Origin of the sequence: Embleya sp. NBC_00888, from assembly GCF_045207655.1 — a bacterium.
In the GTDB taxonomy this organism is placed as follows: domain Bacteria; phylum Actinomycetota; class Actinomycetes; order Streptomycetales; family Streptomycetaceae; genus Embleya.
The window spans coordinates 1,677,542-1,700,477 of sequence record NZ_CP108784.1; the positions used below are offsets into that span (position 1 = coordinate 1,677,542).

Consider the following 22,936-nt stretch of genomic DNA (forward strand, 5'->3'; position numbering starts at 1 on the left):
GTCCATGATTCTCGAATTCTTCAAACTTCACAACTTCCTGAAAGAAGCGTATGTTCTGAAACATGAACACGGCGATCAACGTCTCCGGTCTCCACAAGTCATTCGGCCGCACCCACGCCCTCGACGGCCTCGACCTGCACGTCACGACCGGTGAGGTGCACGGCTTCCTCGGGCCCAACGGTGCCGGGAAGTCCACCACCATCCGCGTCCTGCTCGGCCTCATCCGCGCCGACCGAGGCGATGTCACCCTCCTCGACGGCGACCCGTGGCGCGACGCCGTCGCCCTGCACCGCCGGGTCGCCTACGTACCCGGCGACGTCACGCTGTGGCGCAACCTCAGCGGCGGCGAGGTGATCGACCTGTACGGCCGGCTGCGCGGCGGCCTGGACCCGACCCGGCGCGCCGACCTGCTGGCCCGGTTCGAGCTCGACCCGACCAAGAAGGGCCGCGCCTACTCCAAGGGCAACCGGCAGAAGGTGGCCCTGGTCGCCGCGTTCGCCTCCGACGTGGACCTGCTGATCCTGGACGAGCCCACCTCCGGCCTGGACCCGCTGATGGAGGAGGTGTTCCGGGACTGCGTACGCGAAGAACGCGAGCGCGGCCGTACGGTCCTGCTGTCCAGCCACATCCTGGCCGAGGTCGAGGCGCTCTGCGATCGGGTCAGCATCATCCGCAACGGGCGTACCGTCGAATCCGGTTCGCTGACCGACCTGCGGCACCTGAGCCGGACCACCGTGCGTGCCGACGTGCGCGGCCCGGCGGACGGTCTGGCCGAACTCCCGGGCGTGCACGATCTGGCGGCGGCCGACGACCGGGTCGCGCTCCAGGTGGACAACGAGCACCTGGACGCGGTGCTGCGCCGGCTCGCCGAGATCGGCGTACGCGCCCTGACCAGCAGCCCGCCCACCCTGGAGGAGCTGTTCCTGCGTCACTACCGCGACCAGGAGGCTCCCGAACCCGTGGCGGTGTCCCGATGACCACCGCCGGCCTCGCGCCCTCCCTCGGCCCGGCCCGCCGGCTGGCCGGTACCGGCACCCTGATCCGGCTCGCGGTGCGCCGAGATCGGGTGATGCTCCCGGTCTGGGTGCTGGCCCTGGCCGCCGCGGTCTCGAGCGTGGAACGCTCGCTGGAGGACCTGTACGGCACCGCCGCCAAACGCGCCGAACTGGCCCACGACATGAGCGCCAACGGCTCGCTGCGCGCCCTGTACGGAACGGTCTTCGACGACTCCTACGGAGCCCTCACCACGTGGCGGATCGGTGGGTACACCGCGCTCCTCGCCGGTCTGATGAGCCTGCTCATCGTGATCCGGCACACCCGCGAGGAGGAGGAGACGGGCCGTCAGGAGGCGTTGTCCTCCGCGATGGTGGGTCGACGGGCGCCGCTCACCTCGGCCCTGACCACCGCCGCGCTGGCCAACGCGCTGCTCCTGGCGCTGTGTTCGGCGATCCTGCTCGGCGCGGGCCAACCGGCCGCCGGCTCCCTCGCGTTCGGCGCCGCCGTGGCGCTGTCCGGGCTGGTGTTCGCCGCCGTCGCCGCGGTCGCCGCACAGCTCACCGAGAACGCCCGACTCGCGAAGGGCGTCGCGGGCGCCGTCCTGGGCGCCGCGTTCGTCCTGCGCGCCTCGGGCGACGCGGCCCGGGACGCGGCCACGTCCGGCACCCACCCGCTGGTGTGGGTGTCGCCGCTGGGCTGGGCCGAGAACGTGCGGCCGTTCGCCGGCGACCGCTGGTGGGTGCTGGCCCTCCCGCTCGCCCTCACCCTCGGCTGCGTCGCCCTCGCCTACACCCTCGCCGACCGACGCGACCTGGGCGCGGGCTTCGTGCCGCCGCGACCGGGCCCCGCGCACGCGCCCGCGTCGTTGGCCGGGCCGTACGGCCTGGCCTGGCGGCTGCAACGCGGCACCCTGCTCGCCTGGGCGGTCGGCTTCGCCGTCGCCGGCGCGGTGTTCGGCGGCATCGCCGACGGCGCGCAGGACCTGGTCGGCGACAACGACGGGACCCGCGACCTGATCCAACGCATGGGCGGCCATGTCGCGCTGACCGACGCGTTCCTGTCCACGCTGGTCAACATGCTCGGCCTGGTCTGCGTGGTGTTCACCGCCGGCGCGGTGCTGCGCCTGCGCGACGAGGAGACGAGCGGTCGGGCCGAACCACTGCTGGCGAGCGCGGTCGGCCGCGCGCGCTGGGCGGGCGGGCACCTGGCGATCGCGTACCTCGGCCCGCTCGTGGTGCTGGCCGCGGGCGGTGTCGCGATGGGCCTGTCGTACGGGATCACCATCGGCGACGTATCCGGCCAGGTGCCCCGCCTCCTGCTCGCCGCGCTGGCCCAGGCGCCCGCCGTGTGGGCGCTGACCGGGCTCGCCGTACTGGTCGTCGGCGCACTGCCCAGGCTCGCCCCGGCGGTGTGGGGCGTGGTCGGCCTGGTGATCGCGCTCGGCTGGCTCGGCCCCGCGCTGAAACTGCCCCAGACGGTGTTGGACGTATCGCCCTTCGGCCACCTGCCCAAGCTGCCCGGCGCCGACGTCACGGCCACGCCGTACCTGTGGCTGCTCGCCCTCGCACTGGCGCTGCCGGCCGCGGGCCTGACCGCGCTGCGCCGCCGCGACCTGGGCTGAGGCCCGCCCGGCGACCGGAATTCGCTCGCGGGTCCCGGCCGCCGGCACGGCCCGCTGCGCGGTCCCGGCCGCCGGCGCCGGGCTCAGCCCATCTCCTCCAGCGTCTTGCCCTTCGTCTCCGGGACGAACTTGAGCACGAACGGGATGGACAGGACCGCGAAGCACGCGTACATCACGTAGGTCGCCGACAGGTTCCAGTCCGACAGCGTCGGGAACGACACGGTGATCACCCAGTTGGCGATCCACTGCGCGGAAGCGGCCACGCCCAGCGCGGCGGCGCGGATCCGGTTCGGGAACATCTCGCCCAGGAAGACCCACACCACCACGCCCCACGACAGTGCGAAGAACAGCACGAACGAATGGGCCGCGATCAGCGCGACGGTGCCTTCGGTGTCCGGGAGCTTGATGTTCTTGCCCTGGCCGGTCCGCGCCGAGAACGCCCACGCGACCATGCCGAGCGAGATCGCCATGCCGGCCGAGCCGACCAGCGCGAGCGGTTTGCGGCCCACCCGGTCGACCAGGGACATCGCGATCACGGTGCCGATGATGTTGATGATCGACGTGGTGAACGAGTACAGGAACGAGCTGTTCGGGTCGATCCCCACCGACTGCCACAACGACGCCGAGTAGTAGAAGATCACGTTGATGCCGACCAGTTGCTGGAACACCGAGAGCCCGATGCCGACCCACACGATCGGCAGGAACAGGAACCCGCCGCCGCCCAGCAGGTCCTTGAAGGTGGACTTGTGCTCGCGGCGCATCGCCTCGGTGATCTCCGCGACGCGCGCGTCCAGGTCGACGTCGTCGCTCTCCACCTCGGCCAGCACCTTCCTGGCCTGATCCACGCGTCCCACCGAGAGCAGGAAGCGCGGCGACTCGGGGATGGCGAAGGTGAACACGCCGTACAGCACGGCGGGCAGCACCATCACGCCCAGCATCACCTGCCACGCCTCCAGGCCGAAGATCAACTCGCCGCGCTGATCGCCGTCGGCGAGGTTGAGGATGCCCCAGTTGACCAGTTGCGAGACCGCGATGCCGGTGACGATCGCGGCCTGCTGGAACGAACCGAGCCGACCGCGATAGGCGGGTGGCGCGACCTCGGCGATGTACGCCGGACCGATCACCGACGCCATCCCGATCGCCACCCCGCCGAGCACCCGCCACATCGCCAGGTCCCACAGCGCGAACGGCAGCGCGGAGCCCACCGCGCTGACCGCGAACAGCACGGCGGCGATCTGCATCACCCGGATCCGGCCGATCCGGTCGGCGATCCGCCCGGCGACCGCGGCCCCGATCGCACAGCCCACCAGCGCGGCGGCGACCACCTGGGCGAGCAGGCTGGATCCGGGCTCGAACTTGCCGCGGATGCCCTCGACCGCGCCGTTGATCACCGAACTGTCGTAGCCGAAGAGAAACCCGCCCATCGCGGCGGCGGCGGTGATGAAGACGACGTGGCCGAGGTGCTCCGAGTAGGAGCCCCCGCTCGACTGCCCGGTTGTCCCTGTGCTGCCGGCCAACGCCGCCTCCTGCGGTCTGTGCACCTCGTCCCGAACCCGGCGCGGTGTGTGCGGTGCGCTGCTTCGGAGAAGTCGCCGGACTCTGAGAGTTGCCCGAGATCACCCGCCTAACCATGCGGTGCGCCCGGATGGCGTGCGGACGCGTGCCGATGACGCGCGGACGGCGTCCACCCGCGCGCCCGCGCCTCCCGCCGTCCGTCCGCACGGTCCGCCGAACGGGTGGACGCGGTCCGGTAACGACCTTGCCGGACACCCTTGACAGTGCCGAGAGGGCGGGCCTAATTTCCTCTACAACTCTTAGGAAGGTTTCCTAACAGTGGCGAGAGGGAGAACCGCTCATGGCCGGAAGCACCGAGCGCGGCGCGGGAGCGTCCGGGCGGGAGCAGGCCGGGCGGCCGAGCCTCTTGCGGGCCATCAACGACCGGGCCGCGCTCGAACTCCTCTTGCGGCACGGGCGGCTCTCCCGAGGCCAGATCGGCTCGATGACCGGCTTGTCGAAACCGACCGCCTCACAGCTGCTCTCCCGCCTGGAGGCGGCCGGCCTGGTCGTCGGGGTCGGCACCACCGAGGGTGGCCGCGGACCGGGCGCCCAGTTGTACGAGATCAACCCCGCGGCGGGACACGTCGCGGGCCTGGACGTCACGCCCGCCCGGATCCGGGTGGCCATCGCCGACCTGGCCGGACGCGTGGTCGGTGAGCACGAAATGCCCACGCCACGCCGCGAGGCGGCGGACACCCCCGGCCGGATTCGGGACGCGGTGCGCGCCGCGGCCAGGCCCGCCGGCCTCGACCTCGCCGATCTCGCCCACGTGGTGATCGGCATTCCCGGCGCGTTCGACCCGACCACCGAACAGTTCCGCTACGGCCGGCACCTCGCGGGCTGGCACACCCCCGGCGTGTTGGACGCCATCCGCGAGGAACTCGGCCTGACCGTGGACGTGGAGAACGACGTCAACCTGGCCGCGCTCGCCGAGCAACGGGACGGATCCGCGCGCGACGGCGGCGACTTCGTCCTGCTGTGGGTCGACGAGGGCATCGGGTGCGCGATCGTGCTCGGCGGCCGACTGCACCGGGGTTCCACCGGTGGCGCGGGCGAGGTCGGCTACATGCCGATGCCCGGCGCCCCGCTGCCGCACGACGTCAGCCGCCGCAACACCGGCGGCTTCCAGCAACTCGCGGGCGCGCCCGCCGTGTTGTCCCTGGCCCGCGCCTATGGGGTGGGCAGCCGTACCGCGCCGCAGGCGGTCGCCCGAGCGGTGCGCGCCACCGACTCGCGTGGTGGGGCCTTCCTCGACGAGCTGGCCAACCGACTCGCGGTCGGCCTCGCGGTGATCGTCTCGGTGCTCGATCCGGGGCTCGTCGTGTTGTCGGGGGCCATCCCGATGGCCGGCGGCGAGGCGTTGCGCTCCCGCGTGGTGGGCGAGTTGCACCGCCTCGCGATCCCGCGTCCGCGCGTCGTGCTCGGCGACGTACCCGCCAACCCCGTCCTCACCGGCGCCGTGCACGCGGCGCTCGACGTCGCGCGTGACGTCGTCTTCACCACGACCTGACGCACGCACACGCACACGCACGCGCACGCACGCACGCACGCATCAGCGGATCACCGGACCACCGCACGGCGCCACAAGACCGGATCCTTCGCACCCGCGGGTACCGACCGATGCCCCGGCCCCCGCCTCGGCCCTCGGTTCCCTCACCCGTACCACCGGCACCGTCGGCACCTTCGACGTCGCCGCCGCCACCGGTACCACCGGCACCACGGTTCGGCTGCAACACCCCTGCACCGCAAGCCACTTCGCAGCAGCCCAGGCTCCGCCGTACCACCGCAAGGCCCCCGGCGCCGCTCGTCCCGGCCGCGCCGCAGCCATCTCCGGAGGAGGACCCAGTGCACAGACTCCCACGGCTCCGTCGTTCCATCACGACCCTCGCGTGTGCCGCCACGCTCGCCCTGATGGCCTCCGCGTGCGCCGGCGACGACGGCGGCTCGGGAACCGGTGCGAACGAGGCGCCCGACAAGAAGGTCACCATCACCTTCTGGCACGGCTGGAGCGCCGAGAGCGAGACCAAGGCGGTCGAGGACCTGGTCGCCAAGTTCAACGTGAAGCACCCCAACATCAAGGTCAAGATCGTCTCCAACGTCACCGACGACAAGATCACCCAGGGCATCCGCTCCGGCAAGGGCCCGGACGTGGTCTCCTCGTTCACCACCGACAACGTCGGCCAGTTCTGTACGTCGGGCTCGTGGACCGATCTGGCGCCGTGGCTGGCCAAGTCCGGCATCGACCCGGCCGCGACCTTCCCCAAGCCGGTGCTGGACTACACCCAATTCCAGGGCAAGCGCTGCGCGTTGCCGCTGCTCGCCGACGCCTACGGCCTGTACTACAACAAGGACATGTTCGCCGCCGCGGGCATCACCCAGCCGCCGAAGACGTTCACCGAGCTGACCGAGACCGCCAAGAAGCTCAACCAGTTCAACGGGGACGGGACGTTCAAGGTGGCCGGCTTCGTGCCGACCTTCCACGCCTACGAGTTCTCCGCCGCGCACACGCTGGCCCAGTTCGGCCCGACGTACCAGACGCCCGACGGCAAGTCGAACCTGTCCAAGGACCCGGTCGTCCCGCAGTTCTTCAACTGGCAGAAGCAATTCGTGGAGAGCCAGGGCGGATTCGACAAGCTGGAGAAGTTCCGCACCACGTTCGGTGAGGAGTTCTCCGCGGAGAATCCGTTCATGAGCGGCAAGCTCGCGATGACCATGGACGGCGAGTGGCGCACCGCGATGATCGCCCAGGACGCGCCGAAGCTGAACTACGGCACCGCGCCGTTCCCGGTCCCGGACGACCAGGCCGACAAGTACGGCCGCAGCTACCTCACCGGGACCACCGTCGGCATCGCCAAGTCCAGCCACCACCAGGCCGCCGCCTGGGAGTTCGTCAAGTTCGTGACCACCGACACCGACGCGCTGAACGCGTTCTCGCAGGCGATCCACAACGTGCCCAGCACCAACGCCGCGCTGGCCGCGTCACCGCTGGCCAACGACGAGCACTTCAAGCCGTTCATCGACGCCTTCAAGCACCCCGCCAGCAACACCACGCCGGCCAGCCCCAACGGCGGCAAGTACCAGGTCACCCTGTCCGAGTACGCCTACAAGTGGGAGGCCGGCCAGGGTGGTGACCTGACCAAGAGCCTGGCCGATCTGGACAAGCAGATCGACACCGACGTGGCCCAGGTCAAGTGATCCGATGACCACGACCGCCCCCGCGGCGGCGAAGGTCCCGGCGGCGCTGCGCAGGCAGCGCCGCCGGCGGAACCTGCGCACGCTCGCGTTCCTGTCCCCGTGGCTGATCGGCTTCTCGGTCTTCTTCGCGTATCCGCTCGGCGCGACCGTGTACTACTCGTTCACCCGCTACGACCTGATCAACGCGCCGGTCTGGGTGGGCCTGCGCAACTGGAACTACGTGCTCAACGACTACCCGCCGCTGTGGCAGGCGTTGCGCAACACGCTGTGGCTGGTGGCGGTGATGGTCACCCTGCGGGTGATCTTCGGCCTGGGCCTGGGCATGTTGGCGATCCGGCTCAAGCGCGGCGGCGGGCTCTTCCGCACGCTGTCCTACCTGCCCTACCTGGCCCCGCCGGTGGCCGCCACGATCGGCTTCGCGTTCCTGCTCAACCCGGGCACCGGACCGGTCAACCACCTGCTCGGCAACGTCGGTATGCCGCAACCGGGTTGGTTCAACGACCCGGACTGGTCCAAGCCGGCGCTGACCCTGCTCGCCCTGTGGGGCATCGGCGACCTGCTGGTGATCTTCACCGCGTCGCTGCTGGACGTGCCGCGCGAGCAGTACGAGGCGGCCGAGTTGGACGGCGTCGGGCCGTGGCAGCGCTTCCGCTACGTGACCTGGCCGGCGATCACCCCGGTGGTGCTGTTCGCCGTGGTCACCGGCGTGATCCAGACGATGCAGTACTACACGCAGGCGATGGTGGCCGGAAAGGTCGCGAGCGGCATCATCGGCAACTCCGGCCAGTCCTTCGAACCGGGCTACCCGCAGGGCACCACCCTGACCCTGCCGCAACTGGTCTACGAGGAAGGCTTCTCCACCTTCAACACGGGTGCCGCGTGTGTGATCTCGCTGCTCCTGTTCGTGATCGCGATGGCGTTCACCTTCCTGCTGCTGCGCCGCCGCTCGGGCCTGCTCGACGACGACTGACGGGCTGTTCGACGACGACCGAGCGTGTGTGCGCACCGCGCCCGCGCCCCTCGCCGGTCACGGAAACCCGGACCGGAAAACCGAGTTCGACGATCCACCGTGCCCAGAAGGGATCGGATCCATGGCCCAGACCGTCACGGCCGAGGCCGCCGGCATCAAGCCCGCGATCGCGCCCGCCCGGACGCCGCCGCGCCCACGACGGCGCAAGCGCGTACTGACCTGGATCGGCGTGCACACGCTCGCCGTCACCGCCGTACTGTTCTTCATCCTGCCGTTCGTGTTCCTGTTCCTGACCTCGGTGATGAGCAACAAGCAGGCGCTGACCAGCGACCTGTGGCCCACCTCGTGGGAGTGGGGCAACTACAAGAAGGTGATGGAGACCCCGGGCTTCGGCACGTGGTGGCGCAACACGCTGATGTACGCCGGACTCGGCACCCTGTTCACCGTGGTCTCCAGCCTGCCGGTGGCCTACGCGCTGGCCAAGTTCCGGTTCCGCTTCCGGGGCGTGGCGCTGATGCTGGTGATCTCCTCGATGATGTTGCCGCCGCAGGTGATCGTCATCCCGATGTACATCTTCTGGGCCAAGCAGATGCACCTGAGCGGGACGTTGTGGCCGCTGATCATCCCGATGGCCTTCGGCGACGCGTTCACCATCTTCCTGCTGCGCCAGTTCCTGCTCACCATCCCGTCCGAATACCTGGACGCGGCCCGGGTGGACGGGTGCGGCGAGCTGCGCATCCTGATCTCGATCGTGGTGCCGATGATCCGGCCGGCGATCGCGGCGGTCGCGCTGTTCCAGTTCTTCTACTGCTGGAACGACTACTTCGGTCCACAGGTGTACGCGTCCGAGAATCCGGGCGCGTGGACCCTGTCCTACGGCCTGGAGTCGTTCAAGGGCGCACATCAGGTCAATTGGAATCTCATGATGGCCGCCACACTCCTCGTGATGGCGCCGGTGATCCTCGTGTTCTTCTTCGCCCAGAAGGCGTTCATCGAGGGCGTGACTTTGACGGGAGTAAAGGGTTGAAGCTCGCGGTGGTGGGCGGTGGGTCCACCTACACGCCCGAACTGGCCGACGGATTGGGCCGGTTGCGCGCAACCTTGCCGGTCGACGAACTCGTGCTCGTGGACCCGGTGATCGAACGACTCGAGCCGGTCGGCGCGGTGGTGCGCCGCATCCTGGCCCGGTACGGACACCCGGCCCGGGTGGTGCTGACCGATGACCTGGACGCGGGGGTCGAGGACTCCGACGCGGTGCTCTTCCAGCTCCGGGTGGGTGGTCAGGAGGCCCGCGGGCAGGACGAGGAGTGGCCGCTGGACTGCGGTTGCGTGGGACAGGAGACCACCGGCGCGGGCGGCCTGGCCAAGGCGCTGCGTACCGTCCCGGTGGTGCTGGACGCGGCCGAACGGGTGCGCCGCGCCGCGCCGAACGCGTGGATCGTGGACTTCACCAACCCGGTGGGCATCGTCACCCGTGCCCTGCTGGACGCGGGTCACCGCGCGGTGGGGCTGTGCAACGTCGCGATCGGCTTCCAGCGGCGCTTCGCCGCGATGCTCGACGTGACGCCGAACCGGGTGCGGCTGGACCACGTCGGGCTCAACCACCTGACCTGGGAACGCGGGGTGCACGTCCTGGACGAGTCGGGCGAGCCGGGTCCGGACCTGCTCCCGACGCTGCTCGCCGAGCACGGCCCGGCGATCGCCGCGGACATCGAACTGCCGGTGGAGCTGCTGCGCGCGCAGAGCACCGTGCCGTCGTACTACCTGCGCTACTTCTACGCGCACGACGCGGTGGTCTCCCAGCAGCGGCACACCGAGTCGAGGGCGCGGCAAGTGGCGGCGATCGAGCGGGAGTTGCTGGAGCTGTACCGGGACCCCACGCTGGACACCAAGCCCGCGCTGCTGGAGAACCGGGGCGGGGCCTACTACTCGGAGGCGGCGGTGGCGCTGGTCGCCGCGCTGCTGGGCACGAGCACCGACGAGGGCGACCGGATCCAGGTCGCCGACGTGCGCAACAACGGCACCTTGCCGTTCCTGCCGGACGACGCGGTGATCGAGGTACCGTCCCTGATCGACGCGAGCGGCGCGACGCCGCTCGCGGTGCCACCGCTGGGGCCGCTGCACTCCGGGCTGGTGGCACACGTGGCCGCGTACGAGGAGCTCGCGCTGGACGCGGCGCTGCGCGGTGGACGCGATCGGGTGGTCACCGCGCTGCTCGCCCATCCGCTGGTCGGGCAGTACGACATCGCCGAGGCGCTCACCGACCGGTTGTTGGCGGCGGGCAAGGAGCACCTGCCGTGGGCCCGGTGACGGAGGGCGGGGCCGATTCCGCCGCATCGGTCCCGGCCGTGCTCGCGATCGACGCGGGCAACTCCAAGACCGATGTCGCGGTGGTCGACGCGGACGGTCGGGTGTGGGGGCGCGGTCGGGGTGCGGGGTACGCGCCGTACCAGCTCGGCCAGGACGTGGCGGTCGAGCGCATCGCCGCGCTGGTCGAGGACGTGTTGGCGACGGCCGCGGGGGTCGGGCCGGTGGAGCACATCGCGGCGTATCTGGCCAACATCGACCTGCCGGTGGAGGAGCAGCGGCTGCGCAAGGAGTTCGAGGACCGCGGCTGGGCCCGTACGGTCACCGTCGGCAACGACACGTTCGCGGTGCTGCGTTCGGGTACCGACACCCCGCGCGGGGTCGCGGTGGTGTGCGGGGCCGGGATCAACTGCGTCGGCCTGTTGCCGGACGGCCGGACCGCGCGCTTCCCGTCGCTGGGGCGGATGACCGGCGACTGGGGCGGCGGGCTGGGCCTGATGGAGGAGGTGATGTGGTCGTCGGTGCGGGCCGAGGACGGGCGGGGTCCGGCGACCACGTTGGCGGGCGCGACGGCCGACCACTTCGGTCTGGCGTCGGCGACCGCGGTGGCCGAGGCGGTGCACCTGGGCGAGCTGTCCGGTGAACGGTTGCACGAACTGGTCCCGTTGTTGTTCCGGATCGCCGAGGCCGGGGACGCGGTGGCGGGCGAGGTGGTGGAGCGCCAGGCCGGGGAGATCGCGATGATGGCGGTGATCGCGCTGCGACGGCTGGATCTGCTCGCGGAGGAGACCGACGTCGTGCTGGGCGGCGGGGTCCTCGCGGCCCGGCCGCCGCTGCTGATGGCGGCGGTCGAGCGGCTGATCCTGGGTTCCGCGCCGCGGGCGGTGTTGCGGGTCGCGGTCGATCCGCCGGTGGTGGGGGCGGCGCTGTTGGGCCTGGATCGACTGCGCTCGGACGGCCGGGCGCCGGCCGACCCGGGGGGCGAGGCGGAGCGCCTGTTGCGCACGCGCTGGACGCGGACGTCGGCCTGAGCGGGGGCTGAGCCGGGGTCGGTTCCGGGTGGGCGGGGGTGTGGGTGCTCGTGGACGGTCGCGCGGGCGGTCGCGGGCGGTCGACCCCCGCTCGACCGGGGGTTGCGGGCCGAATACCCCGCGTGTGCGCGTCGGTCGCATACGATCCCGGCGGGGCGGGATGATCCGCGACGGGGCCCACATGATGCGGACGAGGACGACAGTGGGCGATTTCGCGTGATCGACGGCTCGATATCGGGCTTCACCCGCGACCGCGCGACGTGGCTGCTGTACCTGCACATGGCCGCGTTCGGCTACTTCCTGTACTGCTTCGGCCCCTCGGTCACGCTGCTCGGCGACGACCTGGGCGTGAGCAACGCGGTGGCGGCGCTGCACAGTACGGCCTACGCGGCGGCGGGCGTGTTGATCGCGCTGCTGGGCGATCGGCCGATGCGCCGGTTCGGGCGTGGGCGCACGTTGTGGGCGGGCTGTGTGCTGCTGAGCGTCGGTGTGCTGGCGTACTGCGCGGCGGGAACGCCGGCGGTGTCGCTGAGCGCGGCCCTGCTGTGCGGCTTCGGCGCGTTCCTGGTGGTCAACGTGGCCGGCACGGCGCTGGCCGACCACCACGGTCCGATCGCCGGACCGAGCGCCCTGAGCGAGGCGAACGGCCTCGCGGCCGGCGTCGGAATGGCCGCACCGCTCCTGATCGGCGTGCTGGACTCCTCCGGCGCGGGCTGGCGCTGGGCAATGATCCTGGTCCCGGCCCTCTTCGGCACCCTGGCCCTGGCCTTCGCCCGCACCCCGATCCCGGACCTGCCGCGAACGACACCGACGCCTCCGCCGGTCACCGGTGCGTCGGGTGAAGCGTCCGGGTCGGGTGGGTCGCCTGGATCGGGCGGGGCTCTCGGGTCGCCTGGGCCGGGCGAGTTGCCTGGGTCGGGTGGATCCGGCACGACGCATGGGTCAAGCACGTCGCCTGGGTCGCCTGAGTCGGAGGCATCGCACAGGTCGGGCAAGTCGCCTGGGCTGGGTGGGTCGCTTGGGTCTGGAGAGCCGCGCGGGTCCGGCGAGTCACCCGAGTCGGGCAAGTCGCGCGGATCGCTGCCCCCGGCCTATTGGTGGGCGTGGCTGTTGACGGTGTGCTCGGTGGCGGTCGAATTCTCCCTCTCCCTCTGGGCCTCCACGCTGCTGCGCGATCGCACCGGGATGTCCGAGAGCGCCGCCGCCACCGCGATGACCGCCGTGGTGGCCGGCCTGTGCCTGGGGCGCATGGTCGGCGGCCGACTCGCGCTGCGGGTCGCGCTGGATCGGCTGTACGGCGGCGCCGTCGCGGTGAACCTGGTCGGCTTCGCGCTGTTCTGGTCGGCCACGGTCCCCTGGCTCGCCTACGTCGGCCTGTTCGTCTCCGGCCTGGGCATGTCCGTGCAATTCCCGCTGGCCACCGCCGCCGCCATCCGCGCCGCCGCCGGCCGAACCGACCTCGCCGTCTCCCGTCTGGCCGTGGCCACCACCCTCGCCGCGGGCGGCGCCCCCTTCCTCCTCGGCCTCGCCACCGACCTCATGCCGGTCCGCACCGCCTTCCTCCTGCTCCCGATCCTCCTCATCGCCTCAATCCCCCTACTCCACAAAACCACCCACCCCAAGCCCCGGCCCTGACCACGCGATAAGCCCGCACCCGAACAACAGACACGGACACGGCGTCCCGGGCGGCAGCCACGGAAGGCACAACCGGCACGCGAGGAAGCCGGGCGGGTACCGGCGCGAACGCGGGCGGGTACCGGCGCGAACGCTGGCCGGTACCGGCGACAGGCGAGGACGCCGGGCAGGGACACGGACCGACCCGGGTAACCGGCGTGGGTGGCCGACACGGGCGAGGCCGGCGTGAGTGGCCGGCGTGGGTGGCCGGCGTGGGTGGCCGACACGGGCGAGGCCGGCGTGAGTGGCCGGCGTGGGTGGCCGGCGTGGGTGGCCGGCGTGGGTGGCCGGCGTGGGTGGCCGGCGTGGGTGGCCGACACGGGCGAGGCCGGCGTGAGTGGCTCGGCACGGGCGAGGCCGGCGTGAGTGGCTCGGCCCCGGCAAACCGGCACGCGCGAGGCCGGCGTAAGTGCCGCACGGCCACTCGGCCACACCCCCACGCCACCGCGCGCCCACGTCCCATCTCGCCGCTCCCCACACCCACACCCCCGCGCCCCGCGCCCCGCGCCCCGCGCCCCGCGCGCCCCGTCCCGCCTCCGTCTCCGGGTTCGTGTGAGGTGGGGGCGAGCGGGTAGGCGTTTTTTGCGGGGGACGATCATCCGCCTCTGGACAAGGATGAAGCCATGTTCCTATTGGGACTGCTGCTCGCCGCGTGCGCCGGAGCGTTCGCGGCTCTGCTGATCGCCTACAACACGTCGGGCGGGCCCGAGTACACGGTGAGTATCTTCGACACCGACATGGTCACGCTCAACTCGCTGGCGATCTTCTGCGCCGGCTTGGCGCTCAGCCTGATCTTCTGCGTCGGCCTGCTCATGATGGGCGGCAAGGCGCGGATGAGCCGGGCCCGCCGAAACCGCGAACGGCGCGCCCTCGACCGCGCCACCCTCGAACGCCAATCCGCCGCCGCCCGCGAGGAAGCCGCCCAGGCCCGTGAGCGCGCCACGCAGGCCGAAGCCCACGCCGAGCACACCGGCCCCGAACCCCGGGCCGCCGACCAGCCCACCGCCACATGGTCCGCCGATCCCGCCGACCACCCCCGTACCCGCACCGGCCCAGGCGGCTCCCACGGCCCCAACTGGAACGACAACAAGTAGACGAGCAGCAGCAACGACACGGTTCGGCGAAGGCCCTCATACCCGAGCGGATACGAGGGCCTTCGCCGAGTGTGCTCACAACACGTACGGCCAGAGTTCGAGCCAAGGCGTCTCGAAGCGGATCACGTCGCCCACCGACAGGTCCTCGATCCCCCGGGCCACGTCGATCGTGATGATCCCGAGGCCCAGCCGCATCACGACCTGGCGCGGATCAGACCCACCGACCCATTCCAGCGCGCCGGAAACCGCCATCCCGTCCCGCACGGGCGAGAACCCGGTGGGCGCTCCCACCGGCACGCGCGTCCAGTCCACGACGTCGTCCGGCGCATCGACCTCGACGTCGTACCACTCCCCCCGCATCGGGAGTTGGTGCGGAAAGGACCGCCCGACGTTCCAATAACCGATTCCGTCGCCGATCTCGGAGGTGAACACGACCCGCCTCGGCTCGGCATCCGCACGTCGCAGCACTCGAACCCGCATCCGCGCCCCCTACCCTCCCGACGACACGTTCGCCACCGAAGTCGCCCCCGTCCCCGTCCCCGTCTCCGCAAGGTGCGGGTACGAGGCGGAACGGCCCTGGAAGCTGAGGATTTTCGGGTTCCGGATCACGCCGTCGCGAATCTCGATCGCCTTCGCGATCGTCGGGTCCGCGTCCCACGCGGCCGGGCCGTCCATCACCGTGCCGAGATAGGGGACGAGGGCCTCGCTGATCTCCCACGTCGCGGAGTCCCACAGATAGGACGGGCTGTGGTCGACCGCGTAGTAGTGGCAGTTGTCCCCGACCGTGAACATCGGTTCCTCGAAGGTGGTCGGGCGGGCCCATTCGAAGCCCATCCCGTCGTCACACGAGACGTCGATGAAGAACGAACCCGGCCGATACTCCGGCAGATCCCGGTTCAGTACGAACGTCAAGGGCGCGTCGGTGTCCTGCCGGATGCAGTTGACCACGATGTCGTAGCCGGCGAGGTGGCTGCCCAGCGGCACCGGCCCGTCCTCGGTGAGCGCGTCCAACCGCGACGGGTCGTCCTCGCCCGACTGGAAGTGGCCCATCACGACCGAGGGCATCGGCGACGCGACCGCCACCGCGTCCCGCGAAGTCAACACCGTCACGTCCGAAACACCCATCGCCTCCAGGGCTATCACCGCGCCACGCGCGGTCGCGCCGAAACTGAGCACCGCCGCACGCATCCGGCGACCGTAGCTGCCGGTTGCGCCACCGAGCGCGAGCGCGTGCAACACCGAGCAGTAGCCCGCCAGTTCGTTGTTCTTGTGGAACACATGAACGCTGAACGCGCCTGCCGCGGTCCAGTGATTCATCTCCTCCCACGCGATCATCGTCAGCCTGCGATCGATCCCCAACTGGGTGATCGTCGGATCCTGCACACAGTGCGGCCAACCCCACAGCACCTGGCCGTCACGCAACGCGGCGACGTCCTCGTGGGTCGGCTTCGGCAACAACACCACGTCGCTCTCGGCGAGCAGGCGCTTACGCGGCAGCAGACCGGCCACGTGCCGAACCAGTTCGCCGTCCGCGACGCCGAAGCGCTCGCCGTACCCCTCCTCCAGGAACAGGTTCTCGCGCACGTCCGGCGCGATCCGCTCGACGTGCAGCGGGTGAACCGGGAGCCGGTGCTCGTTCTCCTTGAGTGAGGAGCCGAGAATGCCGATGGTCATGCGGGTCCTGCGAATCATGAGATTCCTTAGGTAGACCCCAAGTATCCGCCCTCAAGCCGACCCCCGGCCCCGGGCCGCGCCGCGCGCCCCGCCCCGCGCGGCCCGCCGCGCACCCCACGCCCGGGGTCCGGGACCCCGCACCCCGCACCCCACGCCCGGGGTCCGGGACCCCGCACCCCGCACCCGCGTTCAGCCGGGCAGCGCGTTCACCGCCTCGTCCGCGCTGTCCTGCCACAGCGTGGTGATCGGGTCGGAGACCGCGATCCCGGGTGCGGGAGCGCCGATCTCGCTCGCGGTGAAGGTGCTGCCGACGTACGCCGGATCGGCCGAGACGGTCAGGCTCGGCACATGGCGCGCCGAGCCGCCGCGGTCGTCGGTGCGCAGGGCCGCGTACAACCGCCCGTCGGCGTCGAGCCGCCGCTCCCCGCTCGACACCGGCGGAACCGGTCGCGCCGAGCCGTCCAGGCCGGCGAAGGTCACCGTCGGGAAGCGGTCGATCGTGCAGGCCGAGCCGCCGACGTTGGTGACCGTGACGAGTACGACACTGCTCGCGATCGGCGGCAGGGCACGCGCGTCGTAGGCGAGCGAGTCCTCGGCGCACGAGCGTGCGCGAGCGGCGGCGCTCCCCTCGGCGCCTGCGGTCGAGGCCGCGCCGGCGACCAGGACGGACGATGCCAGAGCAAGTGTGGTGACCGATGCAATAGTCTTCATGTACTCTCTGTATCCACCGTTACGGTTGGCTACACGCGCCGATGTACGCGCGCCTCCCACGGCCGAACCACCTTCGCGTCGATCGGCCCCGCGTTCCCGAGCACGAGCGGCGCGTCCGCCCATTCCGCCACCAGGTCGACCGGCACCGGAACCGCCTCGCCGGTGAAGTTGGCGAGCACCAGGAACGTGGTGTCGCGATACCGGCGGGTGAACGCGTACAGCCGCTCGTCGTCGGCAAGCAGCATGGTGAAGTCGCCGTGCACGAGCGCCGGTTCGCTGTGCCTGAGGGCGATCAACCGGCGGTAGTGGTGGTACACCGACTCCGGATCGGCGACCGCCGCCGCCGCGTTGATCGTGGTGTGGTTGGGATTGATCGGCAACCACGGTATGCCGGTGGTGAATCCGGCGTGCTCGGACGCGTCCCACTGCATCGGCGTACGCGCGTTGTCCCGACCCCGCGCACGCAGCCCGTCCAGGACCCGCGCCGGGTCCTCCCCCGCCCGGACGGCCTGCGTGTAGTGGCCCAGCGCCTCGATGTCGTGCACGTCCTCGATCGAGGCGAACGGCGCGTTGGTCATGCCCAGTTCCTCGCCCTGGTAGACGTAGGGCGTGCCCCGGTGCAGGTGCAGCACGGTGCCCAGCATGGTCGCCGAGCGCACCCGGTACTCGGGCCCGTCGTCGCCGAATCGCGAGACGATCCGCGGCTGGTCGTGGTTGTTCCAGTACAGGCTGTTCCAGCCCACCTCGGCGAGGCCGGTCTGCCAACGGCCCAGCGAGGCCTTGAGGTCGGTCAGTCGCAGCGGCCGCACGTCGAACTTGCTGCGGCCGAAGTCCAGCCCCACGTGTTCGAACTGGAAGACCATGTCCACCTCGCCGCGCGCCGGATCGGTGAACAGGCGGGCGTGCTCCAGCGTCACGCCGGGCATCTCGCCCACGGTGAGCAGCCGTTCGGGCCGCCCGGCGAAGACCTCGCGGTGCATCTCCCGGAGGTACTCGTGCACCCGAGGACCGCAGATGTAGTACGGCGAGCCGTCGCCGTAGAGGCCGTCGCCGTGCAGCGCGCCGTCCGGCAGGTCGGGGTCCTTCGAGATCAGGTTGATCACGTCCATCCGGAAACCGTCGACGCCGCGGTCCAACCACCACCGCATCAGCGCGTACACGGCCTGCCGGACCTGCGGGTTCTCCCAGTTGAGGTCGGGCTGCTTGGGGGAGAACAGGTGCAGGTAGTACTCGCCGCTCGCGCCGTCTTGTTGCCAGGCCGACCCGGAGAAGAACGACCCCCAGTTGTTCGGCGCCGCCGACTCCGAACCCGCAGACTCCGAACCCGCCGACTCCGAGCCCTCCCCCTCCCCCGCCGCGTCCCCGCCCTTGCGCGCCGGCCGCCACCAATACCAGTCCCGCTTGGCGCTGTTCGGCCCCTCGCGCGACTCGCGGAACCACGGGTGCTCGTCGGAGGTGTGGTTGACCACGAGGTCCATCACCAGCCGCATCCCGCGCTCGTGCACCGACGCGAGCAACCGGTCGAAGTCGGCCAGAGTGCCGAACAAAGGGTCGATGTCCCGGTAGTCGCTGATGTCGTACCCGTTGTCGTCCTGTGGCGACGGGTAGACCGGCGACAACCACAACACGTCGACGCCCAGCTCCATCAGATAGTCCAGCCGCGCGGTGATCCCGGCCAGGTCCCCGATGCCGTCGCCGTTGGAGTCTGCGAAGCTGCGCGGATAGATCTGGTACACCACCGCGGACTTCCACCACGCGTCGTCCGCATCCCGCAAACCGTCGAGTGCCATCCCTCGAACCCGTCCCCTCCGCGTCGACCACACCCCGGCGGATCCCGCCGAAGCCACCGTGTCTGTCCTGCCCCACCGGGCCCCGCTTCACCGGTCCGGCACGCGGGCACCGCCCCTCCCGCGCACACGCCCCGAACCCGTCCCTCACCCGACATTCCGCATGGGAGGATTCCCCGCATCGCACACAACGGCACGAGCGGGGGACGCGATGGCGGCGATCGGAGCCGAGCCCGTCGATCCGGCCGTCGGCGGACGGGCGCGGCCCGTCCTCGCGGCGGCCGAGCAACTGCACACGGCCGCACGCGCGGTCGCCGCGGATCACGCCGGCGCGCTCGACGCGGTACGTGCCGCGCTGTGGCCGCTCCAGGCCGGACTGGTGGCCGAGGCCCTGCGCGAGATCCCGATCGCGCAGTTGCGCGAGGCGACCGGCGGGCGGTTGCGGCTCGGCGCGTTGGAGGAGGCCGGGTACACGTCGGTGGGCAGTGTGCACGACGCGCAGCCGTACGCCCTGCGCCGGGTGCCGGGTGTGGGCGAGCAGACCGTGGCGCAGGCGGTGGCCGCCGCGCGGCAGATCGCCCGCGCGGTCGAGGAGACCGTCACCATCCGGATCGACCCGGACCACCCCACGCCGCAGACCACCGCACTGGTCCGCGCGCTGTACGCGGTGGTCGCGGCCGGCCCGGAGGCGCGTCGCGCGGTCGAGAGCGCCGTGCGACTGGCCGAGCGGCTGGGTGAGTTGCGCGCGGCGGCGGGTCCCGGTCGCCACCGGTTGCGGATGTTGTTCGCGCGCCCCGAGAAGCGCACCCGGGTCGCCGCGGCCGTCACCGAGTTGCGCGCGCTGACCGCGGACGCGATCGCGCGCGGCCTTCCCCTCGCGTTCGCGCAGACCTCGACGGACCTGCTGCGCATCCCGGGTTCCGACATCGAGGCCTGGGTCGACTTCGAGGTGCGCTCGGCGGAGTACTACAGCCTGCTCGCCGCGGTCTCCGGTCGGGTCCCGGACCGGGACGCGAGCGAGGGGTTCGTGCCCGCCGAGATCGCCGATCGGGTCAACGCGCAGTCGCTGGACGAGAGTCACCTGCGGGTGTCACTGCGCGGATACCAGTCGTTCGGGGCCCGGTTCGCGCTCAGCCAACGGCGATCGATTTTGGGCGACGAGATGGGCCTGGGCAAGACCGTCCAGGCGATCGCGGTACTGGCCCATCTGGCCGCGCACGGCAACGCCCGGTTCCTGGTGGTGTGTCCGGCGAGCGTGCTGATCAACTGGGAGCGCGAGGTGCGCCAACGCAGCACGTTGCGCGTGGTGCCGGTGTACGGGCCGACCCGGCGGGACGCGTTCGCCGACTGGCGCGAAACGGGCGGGGTCGCGATCACCACGTTCGACGGACTCAAGTCACTGCCCGGGGCCGCCGACGCGGGCGCGGTCGGGATGCTCGTCGTCGACGAGGCGCACTACGCGAAGAACCCGGAGACCGCCCGCTCGCGCGCGATCGCCGGCTGGGCCGAACACGCCGACCACGTCCTGTTCCTGACCGGCACGCCGATGGAGAACCGGGTCGAGGAGTTCCGCACGCTGGTGCGCTACCTGCAACCCGGGCTGCTGCCGGCCGTCGACGGCCGGAACACCCTGGCCGGCTCGCGCGCGTTCCGGAAGGCGGTGGCACCGGCCTACCTGCGCCGCAACCAGGAGGACGTGCTGACCGAACTCCCGGCACTGCTGCGGGTCGAGGAGTGGGAAGAGTTCAGCGCCGCCGATCGGGCCGCGTATCGCGACGCGGTGGCGGCCGGGAACTTCATGCGCATGCGGCGGGCGGCGTACGTGTGCGCCGACGACTCGGCCAAGTTGGAGCGGCTGCGCGAACTCGTCGCGGAGGCCGCCGAGAACGGCCTGAAGGTCGTGGTGTTCTCGTTCTTCCGGGACGTGCTCGCGACCGTGGGCGACGCGCTGGACGGCGAGCGTCGGTTCGGCCCGATCGACGGCGCGGTGCCGGCGGCCCGGCGGCAGGAGATGGTCGACGCCTTCTCGGCGGTGTCCGGGCACGCGGTGTTGCTCGCGCAGATCCAGGCCGGCGGGACCGGGTTGAACATGCAGGCGGCCTCGGTCGTGGTGATCTGCGAACCGCAGGTCAAGCCCACCATGGAGCATCAGGCCGAGGCGCGGGTGAACCGAATGGGCCAGGTGCGCACCGTGCAGGTGCATCGCCTGCTGTCTCCGGACAGCGTCGATCAGCGGATGCTGAACATCCTGGCCGACAAGTCGCGGTTGTTCGACGCCTTCGCCCGGCGCAGCGACGTGGCCGAGTCCACCCCGGACGCGGTGGACGTGTCCGACGTGTCGATGGCCCGGCGGATCGTCGAGGACGAGCAGCGCCGCTGGGCCGCGTCGGCGGGGGCGACCGGCTCCGCGGGCTGAACGCGCGGTCGGGTCGGCCCGCCCCGGACAACGATGGTGTCCGCTTCGGCCGGGGCCTCCGGCCCCCACGGCGCGCGCGGTGTGAACGCGCGATCCACCGTTCCGATCGGGTGCAAAGATCACCGTTCCGGGCAGATACCGGTCCTCGTACCAGGTCCGGCCGCACGGCCGGCACCGGCGGCGGGTTCGCGACGATCGGAACGATGGGGATGGTGCGGTGGAGCGACACGACGAGGCCGGCCCACGATCGCGGCCGTCGACGACCCGCGCACGGCGGCACGACTGGGACACCCGGCGCTGGCTGCTCGTGGGCGTCTCCGCGACGCTGGTGGTGCTGGCCCTGCTCGCGCTGCTCGGCACCTGGGTGTTCGCACGTTCGACGTCGGTCAACGGGCGTCTGGTCGACCACAGCTCACCGGCACTGATCGCGGCGGTGCGGCTGGAGACCGCCTACGGCGACCAGGACGCCTCGGTCCGGGACTACGTCCTGACCGGGAACGCGCCGCTCCTGGAGGTGTACTCGGCGAGCCACGAGGTAGAGCGCGAACAAGTGGCGGTACTGCGCGAGTTGTTGCGCGACGACCCGGCTGCGACGGATCGCCTGCGACTGGTGCTGGAGCGTGCCCGGGCGTGGGAGGACCGGGTGATCCGCCCGGCCCTGACCGTCGCGCCCGGGACCGCGCCGCCGGCGGAGGTACGCGCGGCCGTCGCCGACCCGGCGCCCTACCCGGCGCTGCGCGCGGCCACGCGCGACCAGCGGGAGCGCCTCCAACGGCAGCGCGACCTGGCCCGGGCCGACCTCCAGGACGTCCGCGACCTGCGTACGTGGGTGTTCAGCGCGATCGCGCTGGTGATCGTGGCGGGCGCGATCATGGTGTTCGCGGGGCTGCGTCGCGGTGTCACACTCCCGGTGGGCCGACTGGTGGCGGACGCGGACGCGGTGGCCCGGGGCGAGTTCGGGCACGAGATCACCCCCACCGGTCCGGCCGATCTGCGTACCCTGGCCGACGCCATGGAGGCGATGCGCCGCCGGCTCGCCGACGAACTGGCTTTCTCCGACGACGCCCGCCGTCGCCTGGACGAGCAGGCCACCGAGTTGCGCCGTTCGAACTCGGACCTGGAACAGTTCGCCTACGCCGCGTCGCACGACCTCCAGGAACCGCTGCGCAAGGTGGCGAGCTTCTGCCGACTCCTGGAGAAGCGGTACCAGGGCCGACTGGACGAGCGCGCCGACCGGTACATCGCCTTCGCGGTGGACGGCGCGGTCCGAATGCAGGCCCTGATCGACGACCTGCTCGCCTTCTCCCGGATCGGCCGCAGGCCGGCGAACGAGTCCTCGGTGGACCTGAACGCGGTGTTCGAGACGGTGGTCGGCGACCTCGACATCGCGATCCGTGAGGCGGACGCCGCGGTCGACCACGACCCGCTGCCCACCGTGCGCGGTGATCGCACCCAACTGTCCCTGGTACTCCAGAACCTGATCGCCAACGCGGTGAAGTTCCGCGAGCCGGACCGGCCGGTGCACGTCGCGGTGCGCGCGGAGCCGGTGGACGGGATGTGGCGGATCTCGGTGACCGACGACGGCATCGGCATCGATCCGGCCCAGGCCGACCGGATCTTCGTGATCTTCCAGCGCCTGAACACCCGCGAGGCGTATCCGGGCAACGGCATGGGCCTGGCCATGTGCAAGCGCATCGTCGAGTTCCACGGCGGCACGATCGCGCTGGACCCCGAACACACCACCGGAACCCGGATCACCTTCACCCTCCCCATGACGGAACCACCCGCAGCGACACCGCCCACGGGGTCGCCGACCGAGAAGACCCCGACCAAGGAGACTCCGGCCGAGAAGAATCCGGACGGGAAGGGTCCGGACGGGAAGGCTCGGACCGAATAGGCGCCG

Annotated in this window: 17 protein-coding genes; 12 read left to right on the plus strand and 5 right to left on the minus strand. The window is 71.4% G+C overall.

All coding sequences use genetic code 11. The features are described 5' to 3' along the window. The first annotated feature begins 62 nt into the window (after window positions 1-62). Both OG948_RS06525 and OG948_RS06530 read left to right on the plus strand, forming a co-directional pair. Window positions 63-977: an ATP-binding cassette domain-containing protein gene (locus OG948_RS06525; RefSeq protein ID WP_406294546.1), complete on the plus strand. Its 915-nt coding sequence runs from the start codon at window positions 63-65 to the stop codon at window positions 975-977. Next, on the plus strand, window positions 974-2,617 hold the full coding sequence (locus OG948_RS06530; RefSeq protein ID WP_406294547.1) for an ABC transporter permease: 1,644 nt from the start codon (window positions 974-976) through the stop codon (window positions 2,615-2,617). Before OG948_RS06525 ends, OG948_RS06530 begins: the two co-directional genes overlap by 4 nt. 83 nt (window positions 2,618-2,700) lie before the next feature. Here the strand turns inward: OG948_RS06530 and OG948_RS06535 are convergent, their stop codons facing one another. After that, a complete protein-coding gene (locus OG948_RS06535) occupies window positions 2,701-4,134 on the minus strand; it encodes a sugar porter family MFS transporter (protein ID WP_406294548.1) in 1,434 nt (477 codons plus the stop codon). A 338-nt stretch (window positions 4,135-4,472) separates the two neighbouring features. On the opposite strand from OG948_RS06535, the gene OG948_RS06540 reads away from it, so the two are divergent. From OG948_RS06540 to OG948_RS06575, 8 genes are all read left to right on the plus strand, one after another. After that, the gene (locus tag OG948_RS06540; RefSeq protein WP_406294549.1) at window positions 4,473-5,684 is read left to right on the plus strand and encodes an ROK family protein; all 1,212 of its coding nucleotides are present in this window, start codon (window positions 4,473-4,475) and stop codon (window positions 5,682-5,684) included. A 401-nt stretch (window positions 5,685-6,085) separates the two neighbouring features. Next, the gene (locus tag OG948_RS06545; RefSeq protein WP_406300192.1) at window positions 6,086-7,369 is read left to right on the plus strand and encodes an ABC transporter substrate-binding protein; all 1,284 of its coding nucleotides are present in this window, start codon (window positions 6,086-6,088) and stop codon (window positions 7,367-7,369) included. Window positions 7,370-7,373: 4 nt separating this feature from the next. Then, on the plus strand, window positions 7,374-8,339 hold the full coding sequence (locus OG948_RS06550; RefSeq protein ID WP_406294550.1) for a carbohydrate ABC transporter permease: 966 nt from the start codon (window positions 7,374-7,376) through the stop codon (window positions 8,337-8,339). A 121-nt stretch (window positions 8,340-8,460) separates the two neighbouring features. After that, on the plus strand, window positions 8,461-9,366 hold the full coding sequence (locus tag OG948_RS06555; RefSeq protein ID WP_406294551.1) for a carbohydrate ABC transporter permease: 906 nt from the start codon (window positions 8,461-8,463) through the stop codon (window positions 9,364-9,366). Beyond that, a complete protein-coding gene (locus OG948_RS06560) occupies window positions 9,363-10,649 on the plus strand; it encodes a 6-phospho-beta-glucosidase (protein WP_406294552.1) in 1,287 nt (428 codons plus the stop codon). The genes OG948_RS06555 and OG948_RS06560 overlap by 4 nt, the downstream gene beginning before the upstream one ends. After that, window positions 10,637-11,677: an N-acetylglucosamine kinase gene (locus OG948_RS06565; protein WP_406294553.1), complete on the plus strand. Its 1,041-nt coding sequence runs from the start codon at window positions 10,637-10,639 to the stop codon at window positions 11,675-11,677. The genes OG948_RS06560 and OG948_RS06565 overlap by 13 nt, the downstream gene beginning before the upstream one ends. 216 nt (window positions 11,678-11,893) lie before the next feature. Beyond that, complete coding sequence (locus OG948_RS06570) at window positions 11,894-13,312, plus strand: MFS transporter (RefSeq protein WP_406294555.1); 1,419 nt, start codon at window positions 11,894-11,896, stop codon at window positions 13,310-13,312. 662 nt (window positions 13,313-13,974) lie between these two features. After that, window positions 13,975-14,445, plus strand: a complete 471-nt coding sequence (locus tag OG948_RS06575; RefSeq protein WP_406294557.1) for a hypothetical protein — start codon at window positions 13,975-13,977, stop codon at window positions 14,443-14,445. 75 nt (window positions 14,446-14,520) lie between these two features. On the opposite strand, the gene OG948_RS06580 is transcribed toward OG948_RS06575, so the two are convergent. The 4 genes from OG948_RS06580 to OG948_RS06595 form a co-directional block, all read right to left on the minus strand. After that, complete coding sequence (locus tag OG948_RS06580; RefSeq protein WP_406294559.1) at window positions 14,521-14,925, minus strand: hypothetical protein; 405 nt, start codon at window positions 14,923-14,925, stop codon at window positions 14,521-14,523. A 9-nt stretch (window positions 14,926-14,934) separates the two neighbouring features. After that, on the minus strand, window positions 14,935-16,137 hold the full coding sequence (locus OG948_RS06585) for a N(5)-(carboxyethyl)ornithine synthase (RefSeq protein WP_406294561.1): 1,203 nt from the start codon (window positions 16,135-16,137) through the stop codon (window positions 14,935-14,937). A 171-nt stretch (window positions 16,138-16,308) separates the two neighbouring features. Then, on the minus strand, window positions 16,309-16,830 hold the full coding sequence (locus OG948_RS06590; protein WP_406294562.1) for a DUF4232 domain-containing protein: 522 nt from the start codon (window positions 16,828-16,830) through the stop codon (window positions 16,309-16,311). Between the two features lie 29 nt (window positions 16,831-16,859). Beyond that, a complete protein-coding gene (locus OG948_RS06595) occupies window positions 16,860-18,620 on the minus strand; it encodes an alpha-glucosidase (protein ID WP_406294564.1) in 1,761 nt (586 codons plus the stop codon). A 208-nt stretch (window positions 18,621-18,828) separates the two neighbouring features. Here OG948_RS06595 and OG948_RS06600 point away from each other — a divergent pair, with 208 nt between their 5' ends. Together OG948_RS06600 and OG948_RS06605 are read left to right on the plus strand one after the other, a co-directional pair. After that, window positions 18,829-21,033, plus strand: a complete 2,205-nt coding sequence (locus OG948_RS06600) for a DEAD/DEAH box helicase (RefSeq protein ID WP_406294565.1) — start codon at window positions 18,829-18,831, stop codon at window positions 21,031-21,033. Window positions 21,034-21,250: 217 nt separating this feature from the next. Then, on the plus strand, window positions 21,251-22,930 hold the full coding sequence (locus tag OG948_RS06605; protein WP_406294567.1) for an ATP-binding protein: 1,680 nt from the start codon (window positions 21,251-21,253) through the stop codon (window positions 22,928-22,930). Window positions 22,931-22,936: the final 6 nt, after the last annotated feature.

Coding starts and splice junctions, on each gene's coding strand:
- OG948_RS06530 (WP_406294547.1), top strand. CDS start 974: ATGACCACCGCCGGCCTCGCGCCCTCCCTCGGCCCGGCCCGCCGGCTG.
- OG948_RS06575 (WP_406294557.1), top strand. CDS start 13,975: ATGTTCCTATTGGGACTGCTGCTCGCCGCGTGCGCCGGAGCGTTCGCG.
- OG948_RS06590 (WP_406294562.1), bottom strand. CDS start 16,830: ATGAAGACTATTGCATCGGTCACCACACTTGCTCTGGCATCGTCCGTC.
- OG948_RS06525 (WP_406294546.1), top strand. CDS start 63: ATGAACACGGCGATCAACGTCTCCGGTCTCCACAAGTCATTCGGCCGC.
- OG948_RS06595 (WP_406294564.1), bottom strand. CDS start 18,620: ATGGCACTCGACGGTTTGCGGGATGCGGACGACGCGTGGTGGAAGTCC.
- OG948_RS06540 (WP_406294549.1), top strand. CDS start 4,473: ATGGCCGGAAGCACCGAGCGCGGCGCGGGAGCGTCCGGGCGGGAGCAG.
- OG948_RS06580 (WP_406294559.1), bottom strand. CDS start 14,925: ATGCGGGTTCGAGTGCTGCGACGTGCGGATGCCGAGCCGAGGCGGGTC.
- OG948_RS06600 (WP_406294565.1), top strand. CDS start 18,829: ATGGCGGCGATCGGAGCCGAGCCCGTCGATCCGGCCGTCGGCGGACGG.
- OG948_RS06550 (WP_406294550.1), top strand. CDS start 7,374: ATGACCACGACCGCCCCCGCGGCGGCGAAGGTCCCGGCGGCGCTGCGC.
- OG948_RS06555 (WP_406294551.1), top strand. CDS start 8,461: ATGGCCCAGACCGTCACGGCCGAGGCCGCCGGCATCAAGCCCGCGATC.
- OG948_RS06585 (WP_406294561.1), bottom strand. CDS start 16,137: ATGATTCGCAGGACCCGCATGACCATCGGCATTCTCGGCTCCTCACTC.
- OG948_RS06545 (WP_406300192.1), top strand. CDS start 6,086: ATGGCCTCCGCGTGCGCCGGCGACGACGGCGGCTCGGGAACCGGTGCG.